The sequence below is a fragment of the Pseudomonas sp. GT1P32 genome, from assembly GCF_054897805.1.
The window spans coordinates 3161369-3181866 of record NZ_CM142704.1 but is presented as its reverse complement, the minus strand read 5'-3'; the positions used below and the strand labels follow the sequence as shown (position 1 = coordinate 3181866).

The following is a 20498-nucleotide window of genomic DNA, read 5'->3' as shown; positions in this document are numbered from 1 at the left end:
GGGCAAGCCTCGCTCCTACAGGATTGAGGGTGTTCGCAAAAATTGCGTACGACGCAAAACCTGTAGGAGCGAAGCTTGCTCGCGAAGCTTTTAGTGCTTGAACATCACATGCCGCACAACGGTGTAATCCTCCAACCCATACATCGACATGTCCTTCCCGTACCCGGACAGTTTCTGACCGCCATGGGGCATTTCGCTGACCAGCATGAAGTGCGTATTCACCCAGGTGCAGCCGTACTGCAAGCGTGCCGACAGGCGATGCGCGCGGCCGACGTCCGAGGTCCAGACCGACGACGCCAGGCCGTAGTCCGAATCGTTGGCCCAACCCAGCACCTGCGCTTCATCACTGAATTTGGTCACCGACACCACCGGCCCGAACACCTCACGGCGGACGATCTCGTCGTCCTGTTGCGCGTCGGCCAGCACCGTTGGCTCAAAGAAGAAGCCGTTGCCTTCAACCACCTTGCCGCCGGTGATCAGACGGATGTGCGGTTGCGCCACGGCGCGGTCGACGAACCCGGCTACCCGGTCGCGGTGCTGCGCGGTGATTAGCGGGCCAAGCTCGGTCGACGGATCATCCTGCACGCCGTACTTGATGCTGCTGACTGCCGCACCGAGCTTCTCGACGAATTTTTCGTAGATGCCGGTCTGTGCGTAGATGCGGCACGCGGCGGTGCAGTCCTGGCCGGCGTTGTAAAAACCGAAAGTGCGAATGCCTTCCACGGCGGCGTCAATGTCGGCATCGTCGAAGATGATCACCGGAGCTTTGCCGCCCAGCTCCATGTGCATGCGTTTGACGCTGTCGGCGGTGCTGGAAATGATGTTCGAACCGGTGGCAATGGAACCGGTCAGCGACACCATGCGCACTTTCGGGTGGGTGACCAGTGGGCTGCCGACAGTAGGACCTCGGCCAAACACCAGGTTGAGTACGCCGGCCGGGAAAATTTCCGACGCCAGTTGTGCCAGGCGCAATGCAGTCAGCGGGGTTTGTTCCGACGGCTTGAGCACCACGGTATTACCGGCGGCGAGGGCCGGGGCGATTTTCCAGGCGACCATCATCAGGGGGTAGTTCCACGGCGCGATGGAGGCGATCACGCCTACCGGGTCGCGGCGGATCATCGAGGTGTGCCCGGCCAGGTATTCACCGCCCGCCGAACCGCTCATGCAACGGCTGGCGCCGGCGAAGAAACGGAACACGTCGGCAATCGCCGGGATCTCGTCGTTCAGCGCAGCGCTGTAGGGTTTGCCGCAGTTGTCGGATTCGAGTTTGGCCAGCTCTTCGCCGTGGGCTTCGATGGCGTCGGCGAGTTTGAGCAGTAACAGCGAGCGTTCTTTCGGCGGGGTGTGCGACCAGCTTTCAAACGCGGCATCGGCAGCGCGTACGGCAGCGTCGACCTGGGCTTCGCTGGCTTCGTTGATTTCCACCAGCACGCGACCGAGGGCCGGGTTGAACACCGGTTGGGCGGGGCCTTCGCCGTCGAGCAGTTGGCCGTTGATCAAGAGTTTGGTTTGCATGGCGTTGTCCTCTTTGAATCTATTATTTTTCTGCCGAAACCGGATCCTGTGTAGGCGCGAGGCTTGCCCGCGAAGCTTTTGGCGCTCTCGAGGACGCCTTCTCGGGCAAGCCTCGCTCCTACACAGGATTCGGTTTCTACAGTGGATACTGAGTTGTTCGTTACTTCCCGCCACTGCCCGCGACGCTTTCACCGCCACGGGTCAGGTAATAGGCGCCGAGAATCGGCAGCATGGTCACCATCATCACCAGCATCGCGACGACGTTGGTCACCGGCACGTCCCGTGGGCGGCTGAGCTGGTTGAGCAGCCACAGCGGCAAGGTGCGTTCATGGCCGGCGGTGAAGGTGGTGACGATGATTTCGTCGAACGACAGCGCAAACGCGAGCATGCCGCCGGCCAGCAACGCCGAGCCGAGGTTCGGCAGGACGATGTAGCGGAAGGTCTGCCAGCCATCGGCGCCGAGGTCCATCGAGGCTTCGATCAAACTGTGCGAAGTGCGGCGCAAACGGGCGATGACGTTGTTGTAGACGATCACCACACAGAAGGTCGCATGGCCGACGATGATGGTGAACATCCCCGGCTCGATCCCCAGCGTCTTGAACGTCGCCAGCAGCGCGATCCCGGTGATGATCCCCGGCAACGCGATGGGCAAAATCAGCATCAGCGAGATGCCTTGCTTGCCGAAGAAATCCCGCCGGTACAGCGCAGCCGATGCCAGCGTGCCGAGCACCAGTGCGATCAACGTCGCGACGGAGGCGATCTGCAGCGACAGCTTGATCGCTTCGAGCACGTCGGGCCGCGAGAACGCCACGCCGATCCACTTCAGGGTGAAGCCCTTGGGCGGAAAGCTGAATGCTGCGTCTTCGGTGTTGAAGGCGTAGAGGAAGATGATCAGGATCGGGAAGTGCAGGAACACCAACCCGCCCCAGGCTGCGATGCGCAGACCCAAAGATGCTTTCTCAGAGTGCATCGAAGGCCCCCAGTCGTTTGACGATGGTCAGGTAAATGGCGATCAACACAATAGGCACCAGCGTGAAGGCCGCGGCCATCGGCATGTTGCCGATCGCACCTTGCTGGGCGTACACCATGCTGCCGACGAAGTACCCCGGCGGGCCCACCAGTTGTGGCACGATAAAGTCGCCCAGGGTCAGCGAAAACGTGAAGATCGAACCGGCCGCGATGCCCGGAATCGACAGCGGCAGAATCACTTGCATAAAGGTTTGGCGCGGCTTGGCACCAAGGTCGGCGGAGGCTTGCAGCAACGACGGCGGCAGGCGTTCCAGCGAGGCCTGAATCGGCAGAATCATGAACGGCAGCCAGATGTAGACGAACACCATGAAGCGCCCCAGGTGCGAGGTCGACAAGGTGCTGCCACCCACGCCCGGAATGCCCAGCACAAACTGCAACACCGGCTCCAGCCCAAGGTGTTGAACGAACCACTGCGCCACGCCGCCCTTGGCCAGCAGCAACGTCCACGCATACGCCTTGACGATGTAACTGGCCCACATCGGCATCATCACCGCGATGTAGAAAAACGCCTTGGTCTTGCCGGTGGTGTAGCGCGCCATGTAGTAGGCAATCGGGAACGCAACGATGGCGCTGGCAATCGACACCACAACCGCCATGCTCAGGGTGCGCAGGATGATGTCGAAGTTCGACGGCTGGAACAGCGCGGCGAAGTTCGCCAGGGTCAGGTCGGGCGTGACCGCCATGGTGAAGTCGTCGAAGGTGTAGAAGCCTTGCCACAACAGCACCAGCAGCGAGCCGAGGTAGATCGCGCCGAACCACAACAGCGGCGGCACCAGCAGCAGCGACAGGTAAAAATTCGGTCGGCGATACAGCAGGTTGGAAAACCTGCGAAACGGCGAACCGTTGTCCGGGGTTTGAGGGAGCGCCACGCTGGTCATCTCACACCCCGCCGGCAACGGTGTCGTGCAGCGGGATCATCGCTTCCCGTGCCCAGCGTGCGCTGATGCGTTGCCCGGTCTGATGTTGCGCGCTGACGTCCAGCCATTGATTGTTGGCCTGGCTGATGTTCAGGGTCTGGCCGTTTTCCAGTTTCAATTCATAACGGGTGGCGCTGCCCTGGTACTGAACGTCGTGGAGCAAACCACTGACTTCGATTTCGTGGCTGGCCAACGGGCCGTCGGCGAAACGCACGTGTTCCGGGCGAATCGAAAACGGCTGTGGATTGCCGCTGAGCTGCTGCGCCAGATCGCCGCGAATCACGTTGGAGGTACCGACGAATTCCGCGACAAAGGTGGTTGCCGGTTTCATGTAGAGGTTGCGCGGCGTGTCGACCTGCTCGATGCGACCCTTGTTGAAGACGGCCACACGGTCAGACATCGACAAGGCTTCGGTCTGATCGTGGGTGACGAAGATGAAGGTGATGCCGAGCTGGCGTTGCAGCTTTTTCAGCTCGCTCTGCATTTGTTCGCGAAGCTTCAAGTCGAGGGCGCCGAGGGGTTCGTCGAGCAGCAGCACCCGAGGGCGATTGACCAGTGCGCGGGCCAGGGCCACACGCTGGCGCTGACCGCCCGACAGTTGCACCGGTTTGCGCGCGCCGTAGCCGCCGAGGGCAACCATGTCGAGGGCTTCTTCAGCGCGTTTTTGGCGCTCAGCTTTGCCGACGCCTTTGACTTTCAAACCGTAAGCGACGTTGTCGAGTACGTTCATGTGCGGGAACAGGGCGTAATCCTGAAACACCGTGTTGACGTCACGCTCATACGGCGGCAGCCCGGCGGCTTCGTTGCCGTGAATCCGGATCGAGCCTGCGCTCGGTTGTTCAAAACCGGCGATCAGGCGCAAACACGTGGTTTTTCCCGAGCCGGAAGGGCCCAGCATGGAGAAGAACTCGCCGTCCTGGATGTCGATGGAAACCCGGTCTACGGCTTTCACTTCGCCGAACAGACGGGAAACGTTGGTGAACTGGACTGCAAGCGTCATGGTGCGGTGCTCCGAAATATCAAATCTGAAAAGCATCGCTGGCAAGCCAGCTCCTACAGGGGATACGCGTACTTTGTAGGAGCCGGCTTGCCGGCGATAAGGTCCGAAGGACCTTCAGGCGTCAGCGACCGCCCATGATCGCGATGTAGTCCTGGGTCCAGCGGCTGTACGGCACAAACTTGCCGCCTTCAGCCTGCGGGGTTTTCCAGAAGGCGATCTTGTCGAACTGGTCGAAACCGTTGGTCTTACAGCCTTCGGCGCCGAGCAATTCGTTGTCTTTGCACGCCGCCGGCACCGCAGGCAACGAGCCGAACCACGCCGCTACGTCACCCTGGACTTTCGGTTGCAGCGACCAGTCCATCCACTTGTAGGCGCAATTCGGGTGCTTGGCCTCGCTGTGCAACATGGTGGTGTCGGCCCAGCCGGTTGAGCCTTCTTTCGGAATCACCGAGGCCACCGGCTGCTTGTCCGCCACCAGGCCGTTGACCATGTAGCCCCAGGTGCTGGACGCCACGACGCCTTCGTTCTTGACGTCACTCATCTGCACGGTCGCGTCATGCCAGTAGCGGTGGATCAACGGCTGTTGCTTGCGCAGCAGATCCAGTGCCGCCTTGTACTGCTCTTCGTTGAGTTCGTAAGGGTTCTTGATGCCCAGTTCCGGCTTGATGGATTTGAGATAGAGCGCCGCATCGGCAATGTAGATCGGACCATCGTAAGCCTGGACCCGGCCCTTGTTGGATTTGCCATCCGGCAGGTTCTGTTCCTCGAACACCACTTTCCAGCTGTCCGGGGCGGTCTTGAACACGTTGGTGTTGTACATCAACACGTTCGGGCCCCACTGATACGGAGTGCCGTAGGTTTGTTTATTGACGACGTACCACGGGCCATCCTTCAGACGTGGATCGAGGTTCTTCCAGTTTGGAATCAACGCGGTGTTGATCGGCTGCACGCGTTTGCCGACGATCAGCCGCAGCGACGCATCGCCCGACGCGGTCACCAGGTCGTAACCGCCCTTGGACATCAGGCTGACCATCTCATCGGAAGTGGCAGCCGTTTTGACGTTGACCTTGCAGCCGGTTTCCTTCTCGAAACCGGTCACCCAGTCGTAGGCCTTGTCGCTTTCGCCACGTTCGATGTAGCCAGGCCAGGCGACGATATCGAGCTGACCTTCGCCGGCGCCGACGGCTTTCAGCGGTTCAGCGGCCTGGATACTTGCACTGGCCAGCAGCGCGGTGGTGATTGCACTGAGCAGTGCGGTCTTGTGCACGAACATGGGAATTCCCTCTTCTTTAATTATGGTCGGGGCAGTTTTGAACGTGGTTCAGCGTTGTAAACCCGATCCTTGTAGGAGCCGGCTTGCTGGCGATTAGTCCTTCAAACCTTGCGGTGTCCTAACGGACGCCTTCGCTGGCAAGCCAGGCTCCTACAGGGATTCGCGTTATTCCAACGTTTCTACATCTATGCCTTTACGGCTAATTGTTAGCGTAGTGCGCTTTTATAAATGCTGTCCGTGGCGCGCCATGATGTGCCGCACCACGCTGTAGTCCTGAAGCGAATCACTGGACAGGTCTTTGCCGTAGCCCGAGCGTTTCAGGCCGCCATGGGGCATTTCGCTGACCAGCATGAAATGGCTGTTGATCCAGGTGCAGCCGTACTGCAAGCGCGCGGCGACCTGCATCGCCTTGTCCAGGTTCTGGGTCCAGATCGAGGAAGCCAGGCCGTATTCCGAATCGTTGGCCCAATCCACGGCTTGTTCGAGCCCATCGAAACGGGTCACGGTGACCACCGGCCCGAACACTTCGCGCTGGACGATTTCATCGCTCTGCTTACAGCCGGCCAGCAGCGTCGGTTGGTAATAGAAGCCGGCGCCGGAATGCACGGCCGCGCCGGTCACGCGCTCGATGTGCGGTTGGCCCAGGGCACGCTCGACGAAACTGGCCACGCGGTCGCGTTGGCGGGTGCTGATCAGCGGCCCGATTTCGTTGTCGGCATCGCGTTTACCGGCGAAGCGCAGGCTGCTGACCGCCGCGCCGAGTTCGGCCACCAAGCGGTCATGAATGCCGGCCTGTGCATAAATGCGGCAAGCAGCGGTGCAATCCTGGCCGGCGTTGTAGTAACCGTACGTGCGCACACCTTCGACCACCGCCTGAATATCCGCATCGTTGCAGACGATCACCGGGGCCTTGCCGCCGAGTTCGAGGTGCGTGCGCTTCAGGGTTTTCGCTGCGGCCTGCAGGATTTTTTGCCCGGTGACGATATCGCCGGTCAGCGACACCATGCGGATTTTCGGGTGGCTGACCAAGTGGCTGCCCACGCCTTCACCGCCGCCGCAAATGATGTTGATCACGCCGCGTGGGAGGATCTCGGCCAGCGCGGGCGCCAGGGCCAGAATCGACAGCGGCGTGTGTTCGGAGGGTTTGAACACCAGCGTGTTGCCGGCAGCGAGGGCCGGGGCGATTTTCCACGCGGCCATCATGATCGGGTAGTTCCACGGCGCAATCGAGGCGACCACGCCAATCGGATCGCGACGGACCATGCTGGTATAACCCGGCAAGTATTCGCCGCTGAGCTGGCCGGTCTGACAGCGCACCGCACCGGCGAAAAAGCGGAATACGTCGACCGTCGCGCTCAAGTCGTCCTGGCGCGCCAGGTGCAACGGTTTGCCGCAGTTCAGGGATTCGAGGCGGGCGAGCAGGTCGGCTTGTTTTTCGATGGCGTTGGCGATGTCCAGCAGCAGGTTCGAGCGCTGCTGCGGCGTGGTCCGCGACCAACTGGCGAACGCGCGGTGCGCAGCGAGGATCGCGGCTTCGACTTGTTCGGTGCTGGCCTCGGCGATGTGCGTTATCACCTCACCGGTGGCCGGGTTGAGGATCGGCTCGACAAAACCCTGACCCGCGACCAATTCGCCATCGATCAACAACGCGGTGAACAACGGGGTCTGCGCGCCAGCCATTTTTCGGGTTCTCTTTTCTTGTGTGGCCATGCTGCTCCCTGTGACTGGGGCCCGGCCGTCTTATAGATGTTCCAAGACTAGTGCCCGGATCCGAGGTCGACAAATACTAAATACTGAAGGTGGCGTTCGATTAAATAGATGGCTTGCGCCCGCCGTGCGGCTGCTCGCGCGCGACGGTCAGGAACGGGTCGACCAGTGCCGGTCGTGCCGTACCGCGGCGCCAGGCCAGGCCGACGTCGAGGGTCTGGCTCAGGTCGGCGATCGGGCGGGCTTCGATGATGTCGCCCTCCAATGACCATGGGCGATAGGTCATGTCGGGCTGGATCGACACGCCCAATCCGGCGGCCACCAGGCTTCGCACCGCTTCGGTCGAGGCGGTTCTCAGGGTGATGCGCGGTTGAAGCGACGCCGCCGACCACATGCGCTGGGCGTTGCGGTCCATTTCATCAACGTTCAGTTGAATCAGCGGCTCACGGGCGACGTCGGCCAGGTTGATGCTGTCGTGTTCCAGCAGCGGATGCTGGGCCGGCAGCCATAAACGGTGAGGCGAATGGGTCAGCACTTCCGTTTGCAGGGCGTGGCGGTCTTCGAGGTTGGAGAGGATCAGCACACCGACATCGATTTCGCCGCTGACCAGTAAATGCTCAATGTACGGGCGTTCGTCCTCCATCACGCGGATCTCGACATTGGGGTAGGCGCGTTGAAAGCGGGTGAGCAGGTCAGCGAGGTAATAACCGGCGACGAGACTGGTTACGCCGATGATCAATTGCCCGGCGACCTGGTCGGTGCTTTGTTGCAGGCTGCGTTTGGCGTTGTCCACCGTTGCCAGAATCAGGTGTGCCTGGCGCAGGAACTGATGACCCTGGTGGGTCAGCGTCATGCCCTTGGCATGGCGGTTGAACAGCCCGACGCCGATTTCCTGCTCCAGTTGCTGGATGGCCAGGGTCAGTGTCGATTGGGAAATGAACGCAGTTTGCGCGGCGGCAGAGATCGAGCCGGTCTCGGCCACGGCGATGAAATGACGAATTTGACGCAAAGTCATCATGAAGAAGTACCCGGTGGGCGGTTTTTATAGATTCGCTTGAGTGTATATCTTTTTAATCGATGGGCTTTTTAGCGTTACAGGAAATGAGCAACATCTGGAAGCACTCTCGCCGGGAGGGGCTGGGCACTTTCGATCTAGGCTGGTGGCCTTATGTGTCCGGTTAACCCCTTTTGTGGAGGCGGCAAGAATGAATACCCGTGGATTGCTCGATCAATTACTCAAATCCGGCCAGGACCTGCTGCAGAGCAAAACCGGTGGCGCGCAGAACAAGGCGTCCAGCGGTGGATTGGGCGGATTGCTCGGTGGCAGCGGTGGTTCGGGCGGCCTCGGCAGTCTGCTTTCCGGCGCGGGTGGCGGCGCATTGGCAGCGGGCGCTATGGGCCTGTTGATCGGTAACAAGAAGGTGCGCAAGGTCGGCGGCAAAGTCGCTGTCTACGGCGGCCTCGCGGCATTGGGCGTGATTGCCTACAAGGCTTACGGCAACTGGCAGGCCCAGCAGGGCACTGCACCGAAGCAAGAGCCGCAAACCGTGGACCGCGTGCCGGCGGCGCAGGTCGAGCAACACAGCCAGGCGATTCTCAAGGCGCTGGTGGCGGCGGCCAAGGCTGATGGTCATGTCGACGAGCGCGAACGCGCGTTGATCGAAGGCGAGTTCACCAAGCTAGACAACGACCGGGAACTGCAACACTGGCTGCACGCGGAACTCAACAAACCGCTGGATCCGACCGATGTGGCGCGCGCTGCCAGCACCCCGGAAATGGCGGCCGAGATGTACATCGCCAGCGTGATGCTGGTGGACGAGGAGAACTTCATGGAGAAGTCTTACCTGGACGAACTGGCACGCCAACTCAAGCTTGAGCCGGCGTTGAAGGCCGAGCTGGAAAAACAGGTGCGCCAGGCTTCCATGTAGAAACCGGCTTCAAATCCTGTTTCGCTCCCGAGACCGCCATCGCCAGCAAGCCAGCTCCTACAAGGGATTTTCGGCGTGCACAACATTCGTGCCCGACACCGATCACCTGTAGGAGCCAGCTTGCTGGCGATGAGGCCCTCAAATCCCGCCCCGCCCTCAAGACCGCCATCGCTGGCAAGCCAGCTCCTACAAGGGAATTGCGGCGTGCACAACATTCGTGCCCGAAACCGATCACCTGTAGGAGCCGGCTTGCTGGCGATGAGGCCCTCAAATCCTGCACCGCCCTCAAGACCGCCATCGCCAGCAAGCCGGCTCCTACAAGGGGCTTTCGGTGCGCACAACATTCGTGCCCGACGCCGTTCCCCTGTAGGAGCCGGCTTGCTGGCGATGAGGCCCTAAAATCCTGCACCGCCCTCAAGGCCGCCATCGCCGGCAAGCCGGCTCCTACAAGGGACTTTCGGTGCGCACAGCATTCGTGCCCGACGCCGATCACCTGTAGGAGCCGGCTTGCTGGCGATGAGGCCCTCAATCCTTCACCGCCCCCAAGGCCGCCATCGCCGGCAAGCCAGCTCCTACAAGGGAATTGCGGCGTGCACAGCATTCGTGCCCGCGCCGTTCCCCTGTAGGAGCCAGCTTGCTGGCGATGAGGCCCTAAAATCCTGCGCCGCCCCCAAGGCCGCCATCGCCAGCAAGCCGGCTCCTACAAGGGATTTGTGGTGCGCATAGCATTCGTGCCCGCACCGTTCCCCTGTAGGAGCCGGCTTGCCGGCGATAGCCTTTTCAGCCCCGCCACATCCCTCATTCGCCTGGATGTAAGCCGCCGCGCATCCGTCTTATAAATGAAACACCGCCCTCGGCTATACTGCGCAGCATTTGAAATGGCCCCGAGGACTGACTGTGAAGAACTGGACGTTGCGCCAACGCATTTTGGCGAGCTTTGCGGTAATTATCGCCATCATGTTGCTGATGGTCGTCGTCTCGTATTCCCGGCTGTTGAAGATCGAGGCCAGCGAAGTCAGCGTTCGTGACGACGCGCTCCCCGGGGTGTATTACAGCTCGATGATTCGTGGCGCCTGGGTCGACAGCTATCTCCAGACCCAGGAAATGCTGGGCTTGAAGGAAGGGCAGGGCATAAGTGCCGAGGACGCCGCAGACTTCAAAAGTTTTGAAACGCGCGTGCAAGACGCGATGAGTAGCTATCGCGCCACCGTCACCACGGATGAAGACAAGGTCGAATTCGCTGCCTTCGAAAAATTCCATGAGAATTACGGCAAGATCCTGGCCGCGGTGCTCGAATTGCATAAGCGCAATCAGGAAGCCGAGGCCATCAAGTTGTTCAACGAACAACTGACCCCGACCTGGACCGCGGGGCGCATGAAGCTCAATGACATCCTGCGCGAAAACAAAGTCGTGGCGGATCAGGACATGGCAAACATCGATGATGCGGTGTTCACCGCGAAAGTCATCATGGGCATTTCCCTGCTGGTGGCGGTACTAGCCGCCGGTCTCTGCGGCCTGCTGCTGATGCGCGCGATCATGGCGCCCATGAACCGCATCGTGCAGATCCTCGAAATCATGCGTACCGGCGACCTCAGCGGCCGCTTGAACCTGGAGCGCAAGGACGAGTTCGGCGCCGTGGAAACCGGCTTCAACGACATGATGGCCGAGCTCACCTCGTTGGTGTCTCAGGCGCAGCGCTCATCGGTGCAGGTCACCACATCCGTGACCGAAATCGCCGCCACCTCCAAGCAACAACAAGCCACCGCCACTGAAACCGCTGCCACCACCACCGAAATCGGTGCCACTTCCCGTGAAATCGCCGCCACCTCGCGTGATCTGGTGCGGACCATGACCGAAGTCTCCACCGCTGCCGATCAGGCCTCGGTGTTGGCCGGCTCCGGACAGCAGGGCCTGGCGCGAATGGAAGAGACCATGCACTCGGTGATGGGCGCCGCGGATCTGGTCAACGCCAAACTGGCGATCCTCAACGAGAAGGCCGGCAACATCAATCAAGTGGTGGTGACCATCGTCAAGGTCGCGGACCAGACCAACCTGCTGTCGCTGAACGCTGCCATTGAGGCCGAGAAGGCCGGTGAATACGGTCGTGGATTTGCCGTCGTTGCCACCGAAGTGCGGCGCCTGGCGGACCAGACTGCCGTGGCCACGTACGACATCGAACAGATGGTGCGCGAGATCCAGTCGGCGGTGTCGGCCGGGGTCATGGGCATGGACAAGTTCTCTGAAGAAGTGCGTCGCGGCATGTCCGAGGTGCAGCAAGTCGGCGAGCAGCTGTCGCAGATCATCCATCAGGTTCAGGCGCTCGCGCCGAGGGTGTTGATGGTCAACGAAGGCATGCAGGCCCAGGCCACCGGTGCCGAGCAGATCAACCACGCGCTGGTGCAGTTGGGCGATGCCAGCAGCCAGACCGTCGAGTCCTTGCGTCAGGCCAGTTTTGCCATCGACGAGCTGAGCCAGGTGGCCGTCGGGCTGCGCAGCGGCGTTTCGCGATTCAAAGTCTGATGAGCGAACTCACGGCCAAACGCACCGCCGTGAAGCCGGCGATGCATGCATTGTTTCTGGTGTTTCGCATCGGCAGCGAGCGCTATGCCTTGCAAGCGATCGAAGTGGCGGAAGTGCTGCCGCGCCTGCCATTGAAGCCGATTCCCCGCGCACCTGACTGGGTCGCCGGGGTGTTCGCCTATCGCGGCGCGGTAGTGCCGGTAATCGACCTCAGCGCGCTGACCTTTGGCGTACCGGCCCAGGCGCGCACCAGCACGCGCCTGGTGCTGGTCAATTACCGTGCGGATGAAACCGCTGAGGCGCAATTGCTTGGGCTGATTCTGGAGCAGGCCACCGACACGCTGCGCTGCAACCCGGCGGATTTTCAGCCGTATGGCCTCGATAATCGCCAGGCGCCGTACCTCGGACCGGTGCGTGAAGACGCGCAAGGTTTGCTGCAGTGGGTGCGCGTCGCCGATCTGCTGGACGATCAGGTTCGGGCGCTGCTGTTTCCATCACCCCCGCTGGACCTGGCGTTGCTTGAGGTGCGGCCATGAGCAGCGATCAGCGGTTCTTCGATTTCCTCAAGGAGCGCATCGGCCTTGACGTCACCTCGGTGGGCCCGGCGATCATCGAACGTGCGGTGCGCCAGCGCAGCACGGCGTCCAACGCGCTGACGGTCGATGAGTATTGGCACACCTTGCAGGGTTCGCAGGATGAGCAACATGCGCTGATCGAAGCGGTGATCGTTCCCGAAACCTGGTTTTTCCGTTACCCGGAATCCTTCGCCGCCCTGGCAAAACTGGCGGCCAAGCGCCTAGCCGATATCAACAACATGCGCGCGCTGCGAATCCTCAGCCTGCCGTGTTCCACCGGCGAAGAACCTTACTCCATTGCCATGGCCTTGCTCGATGCCGGGTTCAAACCGCATCAGTTCAAAGTCGAAGGCATGGACGTCAGCCCGCTGTCGGTGGAGAAAGCCAAACGCGCGCAGTACGGCAAGAATTCGTTTCGCGGCCAGGACATCGCGTTTCGCGAGCGGCATTTCACCGCCGAGGACGAGTCCTATCGCCTCAGCGAGCGCGTGCTGGAACAGGTGCGTTTACAGGTCGGCAATCTGCTGGATCCGGCGTTGCTGGCCAACGAATCGCCTTATGACTTCGTGTTCTGCCGCAACCTGCTGATCTATTTCGATCAGCCGACGCAACAACAAGTGTTCGAAGTGCTCAAGCGCCTGACCCATGTCGAGGGTGTGCTGTTTATCGGCCCTGCCGAGGGCAGTTTGCTGGGACGCTTGGGCATGCGTTCGATTGGTATTCCACAGTCATTTGCGTTCAGTCGCCAGAGCGCGCCCGAGCCTGAACCTTTTCCAGCCTTCGTACCGACGCCGCTGCCGGTGCCAGTGCGCCAACCGGTGCGCAGCGTCACACCGGCGCCGGTACGCCTGCGGCCCTTCGCAACAGTGACGCCGCTGCCGGTGGCGACAAAAGCCGCCAGTCCCGACGCCGCTGCGCTGCTGGCAAACATCGCCGCACTGGCCAATGAAGGCAAAAGCGCCGAAGCCCGCGCCGCGTGCGAAAGCTATTTGCGCAGCCATGAACCGGTAGCCCAGGTGTTTTACTGGCTGGGGCTGCTCAGCGATGTCGCCGGCAGCGCCCTCGAAGCCCAGGGTTTTTATCGCAAGGCGTTGTACCTCGAACCGCAACATCCCGACGCGTTGATGCACCTGGCGGCCTTGCTGCAATCCCAGGGCGACACGGCGGGCGCCAAACGATTGCAGGACCGCGCCGCCCGCAGCGAGCGCGCAGACAGTGAGCGCAAACGATGAATGCCGCCGACAGCTTTAGCCTCACCCATGAAGATGCCCAGGCCATCGACGATTGCTGGAACCGTATCGGTATCCACGGCGACAAGTCCTGCCCGCTGCTGATCGAACACATTCATTGCCGCAATTGCGCGGTGTACTCGGCGGCCGCTACGCGTTTGCTCGACCGCTATGCGTTGCAACAGGAAGACCGCGGGCAAGTCTCGGTCGCGGTCGAAAGCGAGGTGAAAACCCGCTCGCTGCTGATGTTCCGCCTCGGCGAAGAATGGTTGGGCCTGGCCACCCGCAGCCTGGTGGAAGTGGCGCCGCTGCAAGCGATTCATTCCCTGCCGCACCAGCGCTCCCGGGCCTTGCTCGGCGTGGCGAATGTGCGCGGCGCGCTGGTGGCGTGCCTGTCGCTGGTGGAGCTGCTCGGGCTCGACGGCGTAAGCAGCGTGGCGCCTGGTGCGCGCGTGATGCCGCGCATGCTGATTATCGCGGCCCACGGTGGGCCGGTGGTGGTGCCGGTGGACGAAGTCGACGGGATCCATGCCATCGACGAGCGCATCCTTGAGGCCGCCTCGCGTTCCGGTACGCAGGCCAGCGCCAAATACACCCGTGGCGTATTGCAATTCAAAGGTCGCAGCCTGCGTTGGCTGGATGAAGAACAGCTGCTGTCCGCCGTGACCCGGAGCCTCACATGACCCCCGAGCAAATGCGCGACGCCTCTTTGCTGGAACTGTTCAGTCTCGAAGCCGAGGCCCAGACCCAAGTGCTCAGCGCCGGTCTGTTGGCGCTGGAGCGCAACCCGACCCAGGCCGATTACCTCGAATCGTGCATGCGCGCCGCGCACTCGCTCAAGGGCGCGGCGCGGATCGTCGGGGTCGATGCCGGCGTCAGCGTCGCCCATGTGATGGAAGATTACCTGGTCAGCGCCCAGGAAGGCCGGTTGTATCTGCGGCCCGAGCACATTGATGCCTTGCTGCAGGGCACCGATTTGCTGATGCGCATCGCGACGCCGAACAACGCACCGGCGCCTGCGGATATCGAAGCGTATGTCGTCTTGATGGGACGGCTGCTTGTTCACATGGCGACGGTTGCCCCCATCGCGCCGCCGATGGCAGAACTTCAGCTGGAGCCGCCGACGGCCACGGTTGAGTCGCCCATGCCGGCCGCCACGGAAGCCCCCTCGGCAGCTGCCGCCGAGCCCTCGCCCAAGACCAAACGCACCACCGAAAGTGGCGAGCGCGTATTGCGCGTTACGGCCGAACGCTTGAACAGCCTGCTCGACCTGTCGAGCAAATCCCTGGTGGAAACCCTGCGGCTCAAACCGCACCTGGCCACCATGCAACGCCTCAAGCGCATGCAGAACAACGGCTTGCGGGCGCTGGAAAACCTCAATGTCCATCTCAAGGATCAGACCTTGAGCCTGGAAGCCCGGGAAGCCCTCGACGATGCGCGTCGGTTGCTGGCGGAATCCCAGCAATTACTGGTGGAAAAAAACGCCGAGCTGGACGAGTTCGCCTGGCAGGCCAGTCAACGCGCGCAAGTGCTCTATGACACGGCGCTGGCCTGTCGCATGCGGCCGTTTGCCGATGTGCTGAGCGGGCAAGTGCGCATGGTCCGCGACCTCGGCCGCAGCCTCGGTAAACAGGTACGGCTGGAGATCGAGGGCGAGAAAACCCAGGTCGATCGCGACGTCCTGGAGAAACTCGAAGCGCCGCTGACGCACCTGCTGCGCAACGCCGTCGACCACGGCATCGAATCCCCGGAGCAACGGCTGCTGGCCGGTAAACCGGAAGAAGGTTTGATTCGCCTACGCGCCTCGCATCAGGCCGGTCTGTTGGTGCTGGAGCTGAGCGATGACGGCAACGGCGTCGACCTGGAAAAGGTCCGCCGCAGCATCATCGAACGTCAGTTGTCCCCGGCCGACACCGCCGCGCAGTTGAGCGAAGAGGAGCTGCTGACGTTCCTGTTCCTGCCGGGTTTCAGCCTGCGCGACACGGTCACTGAAGTGTCCGGACGTGGCGTCGGGCTCGACGCGGTTCAGCACATGGTCCGCCAGTTGCGCGGTGCGGTGGTGCTGGAGCAGACGGCGGGCGAGGGCAGCCGCTTCCATCTCGAAGTGCCGCTGACCCTGTCGGTGGTGCGCAGCCTGGTGGTGGAGGTCGGCGAAGAGGCGTATGCGTTTCCGCTGGCCCACATCGAGCGCATGTGCGACCTGGAGCCGGCGGACATCGTGCAGGTCGAAGGCCGTCAGCATTTCTGGTACGAAGGCCGGCATGTCGGGTTGGTCGCGGCCAGCCAATTGCTTCAGCGTCCGGCGAGCACCAACAGTCAGCAAACCCTCAAGGTCGTGGTCATCCGCGAGCGCGATGCGATCTACGGTGTGGCGGTCGAGCGGTTCATCGGCGAGCGCACGCTGGTGGTCTTGCCGCTGGACGAGCGTCTGGGCAAGGTGCAGGACATTTCCGCAGGCGCCTTGCTCGACGACGGTTCGGTGGTGCTGATCGTCGACGTCGAAGACATGTTGCGATCGGTGGACAAACTGCTCAATACCGGGCGTCTGGAGCGGATTGCCCGTCACAGCAATCAGACGGCCGAAGCCGCGCGCAAACGGGTTCTGGTGGTCGACGATTCGCTGACCGTCCGCGAGTTACAACGCAAACTGTTGCTCAATCGCGGTTACGACGTGGCCGTGGCGGTGGACGGCATGGATGGCTGGAATGCCCTGCGTTCAGAGGATTTCGATCTGCTGATCACCGACATCGATATGCCACGCATGGACGGCATCGAACTGGTGACTTTGTTGCGCCGGGACAACCGCCTGCAATCGCTGCCGGTGATGGTGGTGTCCTACAAGGATCGCGAAGAAGACCGTCGTCGTGGACTGGACGCCGGGGCCGACTATTATCTAGCCAAAGCCAGTTTTCACGACGACGCCCTGCTTGATGCAGTGGTTGAGCTCATAGGAGGAGCGCGGGCATGAAAATCGCAATCGTCAACGATATGCCCATGGCGGTGGAGGCCCTGCGCCGCGCCTTGGCGTTTGAGCCAGCGCACGAAGTCGTCTGGGTCGCCAGTAACGGCGCCGAGGCGGTGCAGCGTTGCGTGGAAAACACCCCGGACCTGATCCTGATGGACCTGATCATGCCGGTGATGGATGGCGTCGAGGCGACACGGCGAATCATGGCCGAGACGCCGTGTGCCATTGTTATCGTCACGGTCGACCGCCAGCAGAACGTGCACCGGGTGTTCGAGGCCATGGGCCACGGCGCTCTGGATGTGGTCGATACGCCGGCAATCGGTGCCGGCAATGCCCAGGAAGCAGCGGCGCCGCTGCTGCGCAAAATCCTCAACATCGGTTGGCTGATCGGCGACAAGGGCAATCGCGTGCGACCTGCGCCGGGCCCGTTGCGCAACTCAGGCTCCCGGCAAAAACTGATCGCCATCGGTTCCTCCGCAGGCGGGCCGGCGGCCCTGGAAATACTGCTCAAGGGGTTGCCGATAGATTTTTCCGCCGCCATTGTGCTGGTGCAGCACGTTGATCAGGTATTCGCCGCCGGCATGGCCGAATGGCTCAGCGGTGCCAGCGGCCTGAACGTGCGCCTGGCCCAGGAAGGCGAGCCACCACAGGCGGGCACCGTGCTGCTGGCCGGCACCAACCACCATATCCGCTTGCTGAAAAACGGTACGCTGGCGTACACCGCCGAGCCGGTCAACGAGATCTATCGGCCCTCGATCGATGTGTTCTTCGAGAGCGTGGCCAGTTATTGGAATGGCGATGCCGTGGGTGTTTTATTGACCGGCATGGGACGCGATGGCGCGCAGGGGCTTAAACTCATGCGCCAACAGGGTTACCTGACCATCGCTCAGGACCAACAAAGCAGCGCGGTGTATGGCATGCCGAAAGCGGCAGCGGCCATCGACGCCGCTGTAGAAATTCGCCCGCTGGACAAGATCGCGCCACGATTGCTGGAGATTTTCGCCAAATGACTACGCTCAGCAGCAATCCTGGCCCAGGCAGTACTCAGGTGACCGCACATGAATGACTTACAGCTCGACGGCTTCAAAACCGACGAAAACGCCGCCATGGTGTTGTTGGTGGACGATCAGGCCATGATCGGCGAAGCGGTGCGCCGCGGGTTGTCGAATGAAGAAAACATCGACTTCCACTTCTGCGCCGACCCGCATCAGGCGATTGCGCAGGCGATCCGGATCAAACCGACGGTGATCCTCCAGGATCTGGTCATGCCCGGTCTCGATGGCCTGAGCCTAGTGCGCGAATACCGCAATCACCCGGCCACCAAGGACATTCCGATCATCGTGCTGTCGACCAAGGAAGACCCGCTGATCAAAAGCGCGGCATTCGCGGCCGGGGCCAATGATTACCTGGTCAAACTGCCGGACAACATCGAACTGGTGGCGCGCATCCGCTATCACTCGCGCTCCTACATGACCCTGCTGCAGCGAGACGCCGCGTACCGCGCGTTGCGGGTCAGCCAGCAGCAATTGCTCGACACCAACCTGGTGCTGCAACGCCTGATGAACTCGGACGGCCTGACCGGTTTGTCGAACCGTCGCCACTTCGACGAGTACCTGGAGCTGGAATGGCGACGTTCGTTGCGCGACCAGAGCCAATTGTCGTTGCTGATGATCGACGTGGACTACTTCAAATCCTATAACGACAGCTTCGGCCACCTCGAAGGCGACGAAGCCCTGCGCAAAGTCGCCACGGCCATCCGCGACGCCAGCGCCCGACCTTCTGACCTGCCGGCCCGTTACGGCGGCGAAGAATTCGCGCTGGTCCTGCCCAATACATCACCGGGCGGTGCGCGACTGGTGGCGGAAAAACTGCGCCAGACCGTGGCGGCACTGAAAATTCCGCACATTTTCCCGACCGAAGGCTCGAGCCTGACCATCAGCATCGGCCTGTCGACCATGACCCCGCAATCGGGCGCCGATTGCCGTCAATTGATCTCGGCGGCGGACAAGGGGCTGTACCTGGCGAAGAACAATGGGCGTAATCAGGTGGGTATCGAGTAACAGACCACCTCATTTCCTGTAGGAGCCGGCTTGCCGGCGAAAGCGGTTTAACCTTCAATATTTTTGTTGCCTGGCACACCGCCATCGCCGGCAAGCCGGCTCCTACAGGGATCTGCGTACGCTTTTGATTCCCACCACTCATCAGGCCGAGCGTTAGCTCGCCTTCAGCTTTTGATCTAAGCGCCCCCTCGAGAGGCCGAGCGCAGGTTCTGCGCAGTGGGCAACCCGGCATGGATGCCGGGTTAGCCGCCCCCGGCCAGGGATGGCCGATGGCGGCGGGCCCACGGAGCAGGACCGGAGCGAGGGCATGCCGAGCCTTAGCGAGGCACCGAACGAAAGGGGCAAGAGCCCTTGGTTACTTGGGGCTCTTCCAAGTGACTCGCCGTAAGGGCGAAACCGATAGCAGCCGTAACCGCAGAAACGGATATGTACACCCGAGAGAAAATGGCCGGCTATCAGTCCGCTATCGCCAGCAAGCTGGCTCCTACAGTTGATCGGTGTACGGCCGCTTCGAAAACGCATCGGGCCTTTTCGGCCAAGCGGGCTGCCGTTTCCGGCCGTTTGCCGTTATACTCGCCGGCTTTCAAAAGTTCGCCAACGAGTGCTGCCCGCCATGGAAATCAACCCGATCCTTAACAGTATCAAGGACCTGTCCGAGCGCTCCGAAACTATTCGGGGGTATCTTTGACTACGATCAAAAGCATGAGCGTCTGACCGAAGTCAATCGCGAGCTTGAAGATCCGTCTGTCTGGAACAACCCGTCGTACGCTCAGGAACTGGGCCGCGAGCGGTCCCTGCTGGCGCAGATCGTCGAAACCCTCGACGAAATGCACGCTGGCCTGGCCGACGCCAAAGACCTGCTGCTGATGTCCGCAGAAGAAGAAGACCAGGCCGCCGTCGATGACGTCGCCGCCGAAGTCGAGCGCCTGCGCGAATCGCTGGAAAAACTCGAATTCCGTCGCATGTTCAGCGGTGAAATGGACGCCAACAACGCCTACCTGGACATCCAGGCCGGCTCCGGCGGCACCGAAGCCCAGGACTGGGCCAACATCCTGCTGCGCATGTACCTGCGCTGGGCTGACAAACGCGGTTTCGACGCGACCATCATGGAACTGTCGGCCGGTGAAGTCGCCGGGATCAAGGGCGCCACCGTGCACATCAAGGGCGAATACGCCTTCGGCTGGCTGCGTACCGAAATCGGCGTGCACCGCCTGGTGCGCAAGAGCCCGTTCGACTCCGGCAACCGTCGCCATACCTCGTTCTCGGCCGTGTTCGTGTCGCCGGAAATCGATGACAACATCGAAATCGACATCAACCCGTCGGACCTGCGCATCGACACCTACCGCTCCTCCGGTGCCGGTGGTCAGCACGTAAACACCACCGACTCGGCCGTACGTATCACCCACGTACCGTCCAACACCGTGGTCAGCTGCCAGAACGAACGCTCCCAGCACGCCAACAAAGACACCGCGATGAAAATGTTGCGGGCGCGCTTGTACGAGCAGGAAGTGCAGAAACGCAACGCCGCCTCGCAAGCCCTGGAAGACACCAAGTCGGACATCGGCTGGGGTCACCAGATTCGCTCCTACGTACTCGATGCGTCGCGAATCAAGGATTTGCGCACTAACATCGAACGCAGCGATTGCGACAAGGTGCTCGACGGCGACATCGACGAATACCTGGTAGCGAGCCTGAAACAAGGCCTGTAACGCCGCCCCCCCCTGTAGGAGCCGGCTTGCCGGCGATCCCCGGCGCCACGCCGGGGACAACGAACCTGATG

Annotated in this window: 16 protein-coding genes; 9 read left to right on the top strand and 7 right to left on the bottom strand. The window is 61.7% G+C overall.

Features of this window, described 5'->3' with window-relative positions; genetic code table 11:
- Positions 1-90: 90 nt before the first annotated feature.
- The 7 genes from ACYZUC_RS14625 to ACYZUC_RS14595 form a co-directional block, all read right to left on the bottom strand.
- On the bottom strand, positions 91-1515 hold the full coding sequence (locus ACYZUC_RS14625; protein ID WP_461996526.1) for a gamma-aminobutyraldehyde dehydrogenase: 1425 nt from the start codon (positions 1513-1515) through the stop codon (positions 91-93).
- A 160-nt stretch (positions 1516-1675) separates the two neighbouring features.
- On the bottom strand, positions 1676-2485 hold the full coding sequence (locus tag ACYZUC_RS14620; RefSeq protein ID WP_084321912.1) for an ABC transporter permease: 810 nt from the start codon (positions 2483-2485) through the stop codon (positions 1676-1678).
- On the bottom strand, positions 2475-3422 hold the full coding sequence (locus tag ACYZUC_RS14615; RefSeq protein ID WP_461996524.1) for an ABC transporter permease: 948 nt from the start codon (positions 3420-3422) through the stop codon (positions 2475-2477). Before ACYZUC_RS14615 ends, ACYZUC_RS14620 begins: the two co-directional genes overlap by 11 nt.
- 1 nt (position 3423) lies before the next feature.
- Positions 3424-4461: an ABC transporter ATP-binding protein gene (locus tag ACYZUC_RS14610; RefSeq protein ID WP_008029734.1), complete on the bottom strand. Its 1038-nt coding sequence runs from the start codon at positions 4459-4461 to the stop codon at positions 3424-3426.
- A 121-nt stretch (positions 4462-4582) separates the two neighbouring features.
- The gene (gene ydcS, locus ACYZUC_RS14605; RefSeq protein WP_461996522.1) at positions 4583-5734 is read right to left on the bottom strand and encodes a putative ABC transporter substrate-binding protein YdcS; all 1152 of its coding nucleotides are present in this window, start codon (positions 5732-5734) and stop codon (positions 4583-4585) included.
- 222 nt (positions 5735-5956) lie between these two features.
- On the bottom strand, positions 5957-7444 hold the full coding sequence (locus ACYZUC_RS14600) for a gamma-aminobutyraldehyde dehydrogenase (RefSeq protein WP_081501770.1): 1488 nt from the start codon (positions 7442-7444) through the stop codon (positions 5957-5959).
- Between the two features lie 100 nt (positions 7445-7544).
- Positions 7545-8459, bottom strand: a complete 915-nt coding sequence (locus ACYZUC_RS14595) for a LysR family transcriptional regulator (RefSeq protein ID WP_008072897.1) — start codon at positions 8457-8459, stop codon at positions 7545-7547.
- Between the two features lie 187 nt (positions 8460-8646).
- Between ACYZUC_RS14595 and ACYZUC_RS14590 the strand changes: the two genes are divergently transcribed.
- The 9 genes from ACYZUC_RS14590 to prfB all read left to right on the top strand — a co-directional run bounded on the left by ACYZUC_RS14590 (position 8647) and on the right by prfB (position 20427).
- The gene (locus ACYZUC_RS14590; RefSeq protein WP_461996521.1) at positions 8647-9369 is read left to right on the top strand and encodes a tellurite resistance TerB family protein; all 723 of its coding nucleotides are present in this window, start codon (positions 8647-8649) and stop codon (positions 9367-9369) included.
- An 897-nt stretch (positions 9370-10266) separates the two neighbouring features.
- Positions 10267-11889, top strand: a complete 1623-nt coding sequence (locus ACYZUC_RS14585) for a methyl-accepting chemotaxis protein (RefSeq protein ID WP_461996519.1) — start codon at positions 10267-10269, stop codon at positions 11887-11889.
- A complete protein-coding gene (locus ACYZUC_RS14580) occupies positions 11889-12425 on the top strand; it encodes a chemotaxis protein CheW (protein WP_461996517.1) in 537 nt (178 codons plus the stop codon). The genes ACYZUC_RS14585 and ACYZUC_RS14580 overlap by 1 nt, the downstream gene beginning before the upstream one ends.
- Complete coding sequence (locus ACYZUC_RS14575) at positions 12422-13696, top strand: CheR family methyltransferase (RefSeq protein WP_461996516.1); 1275 nt, start codon at positions 12422-12424, stop codon at positions 13694-13696. The genes ACYZUC_RS14580 and ACYZUC_RS14575 overlap by 4 nt, the downstream gene beginning before the upstream one ends.
- Positions 13693-14376, top strand: coding sequence for a chemotaxis protein CheW (locus ACYZUC_RS14570; protein ID WP_461996514.1), 684 nt, complete (start codon positions 13693-13695; stop codon positions 14374-14376). The genes ACYZUC_RS14575 and ACYZUC_RS14570 overlap by 4 nt, the downstream gene beginning before the upstream one ends.
- Positions 14373-16661 (top strand): response regulator, encoded by a 2289-nt coding sequence (locus ACYZUC_RS14565; protein WP_461996512.1) that lies wholly within the window; start codon positions 14373-14375, stop codon positions 16659-16661. Before ACYZUC_RS14570 ends, ACYZUC_RS14565 begins: the two co-directional genes overlap by 4 nt.
- Positions 16658-17668, top strand: a complete 1011-nt coding sequence (cheB, locus tag ACYZUC_RS14560) for a chemotaxis-specific protein-glutamate methyltransferase CheB (RefSeq protein ID WP_461996511.1) — start codon at positions 16658-16660, stop codon at positions 17666-17668. Before ACYZUC_RS14565 ends, cheB begins: the two co-directional genes overlap by 4 nt.
- A 48-nt stretch (positions 17669-17716) precedes the next feature.
- Positions 17717-18718 carry a diguanylate cyclase domain-containing protein gene (locus tag ACYZUC_RS14555; protein WP_461996509.1) on the top strand — a complete coding sequence of 334 codons (1002 nt, stop codon included), beginning with the start codon at positions 17717-17719 and terminating at the stop codon, positions 18716-18718.
- A gap of 613 nt (positions 18719-19331) precedes the next feature.
- Positions 19332-20427 (top strand): peptide chain release factor 2 gene (gene prfB / locus ACYZUC_RS14550; protein WP_192417889.1). Its coding sequence is split into 2 segments (ribosomal slippage): positions 19332-19403 and positions 19405-20427, totalling 1095 coding nucleotides; the frame shifts between segments, so codons are not numbered across the junction.
- Positions 20428-20498 lie beyond the last annotated feature (71 nt).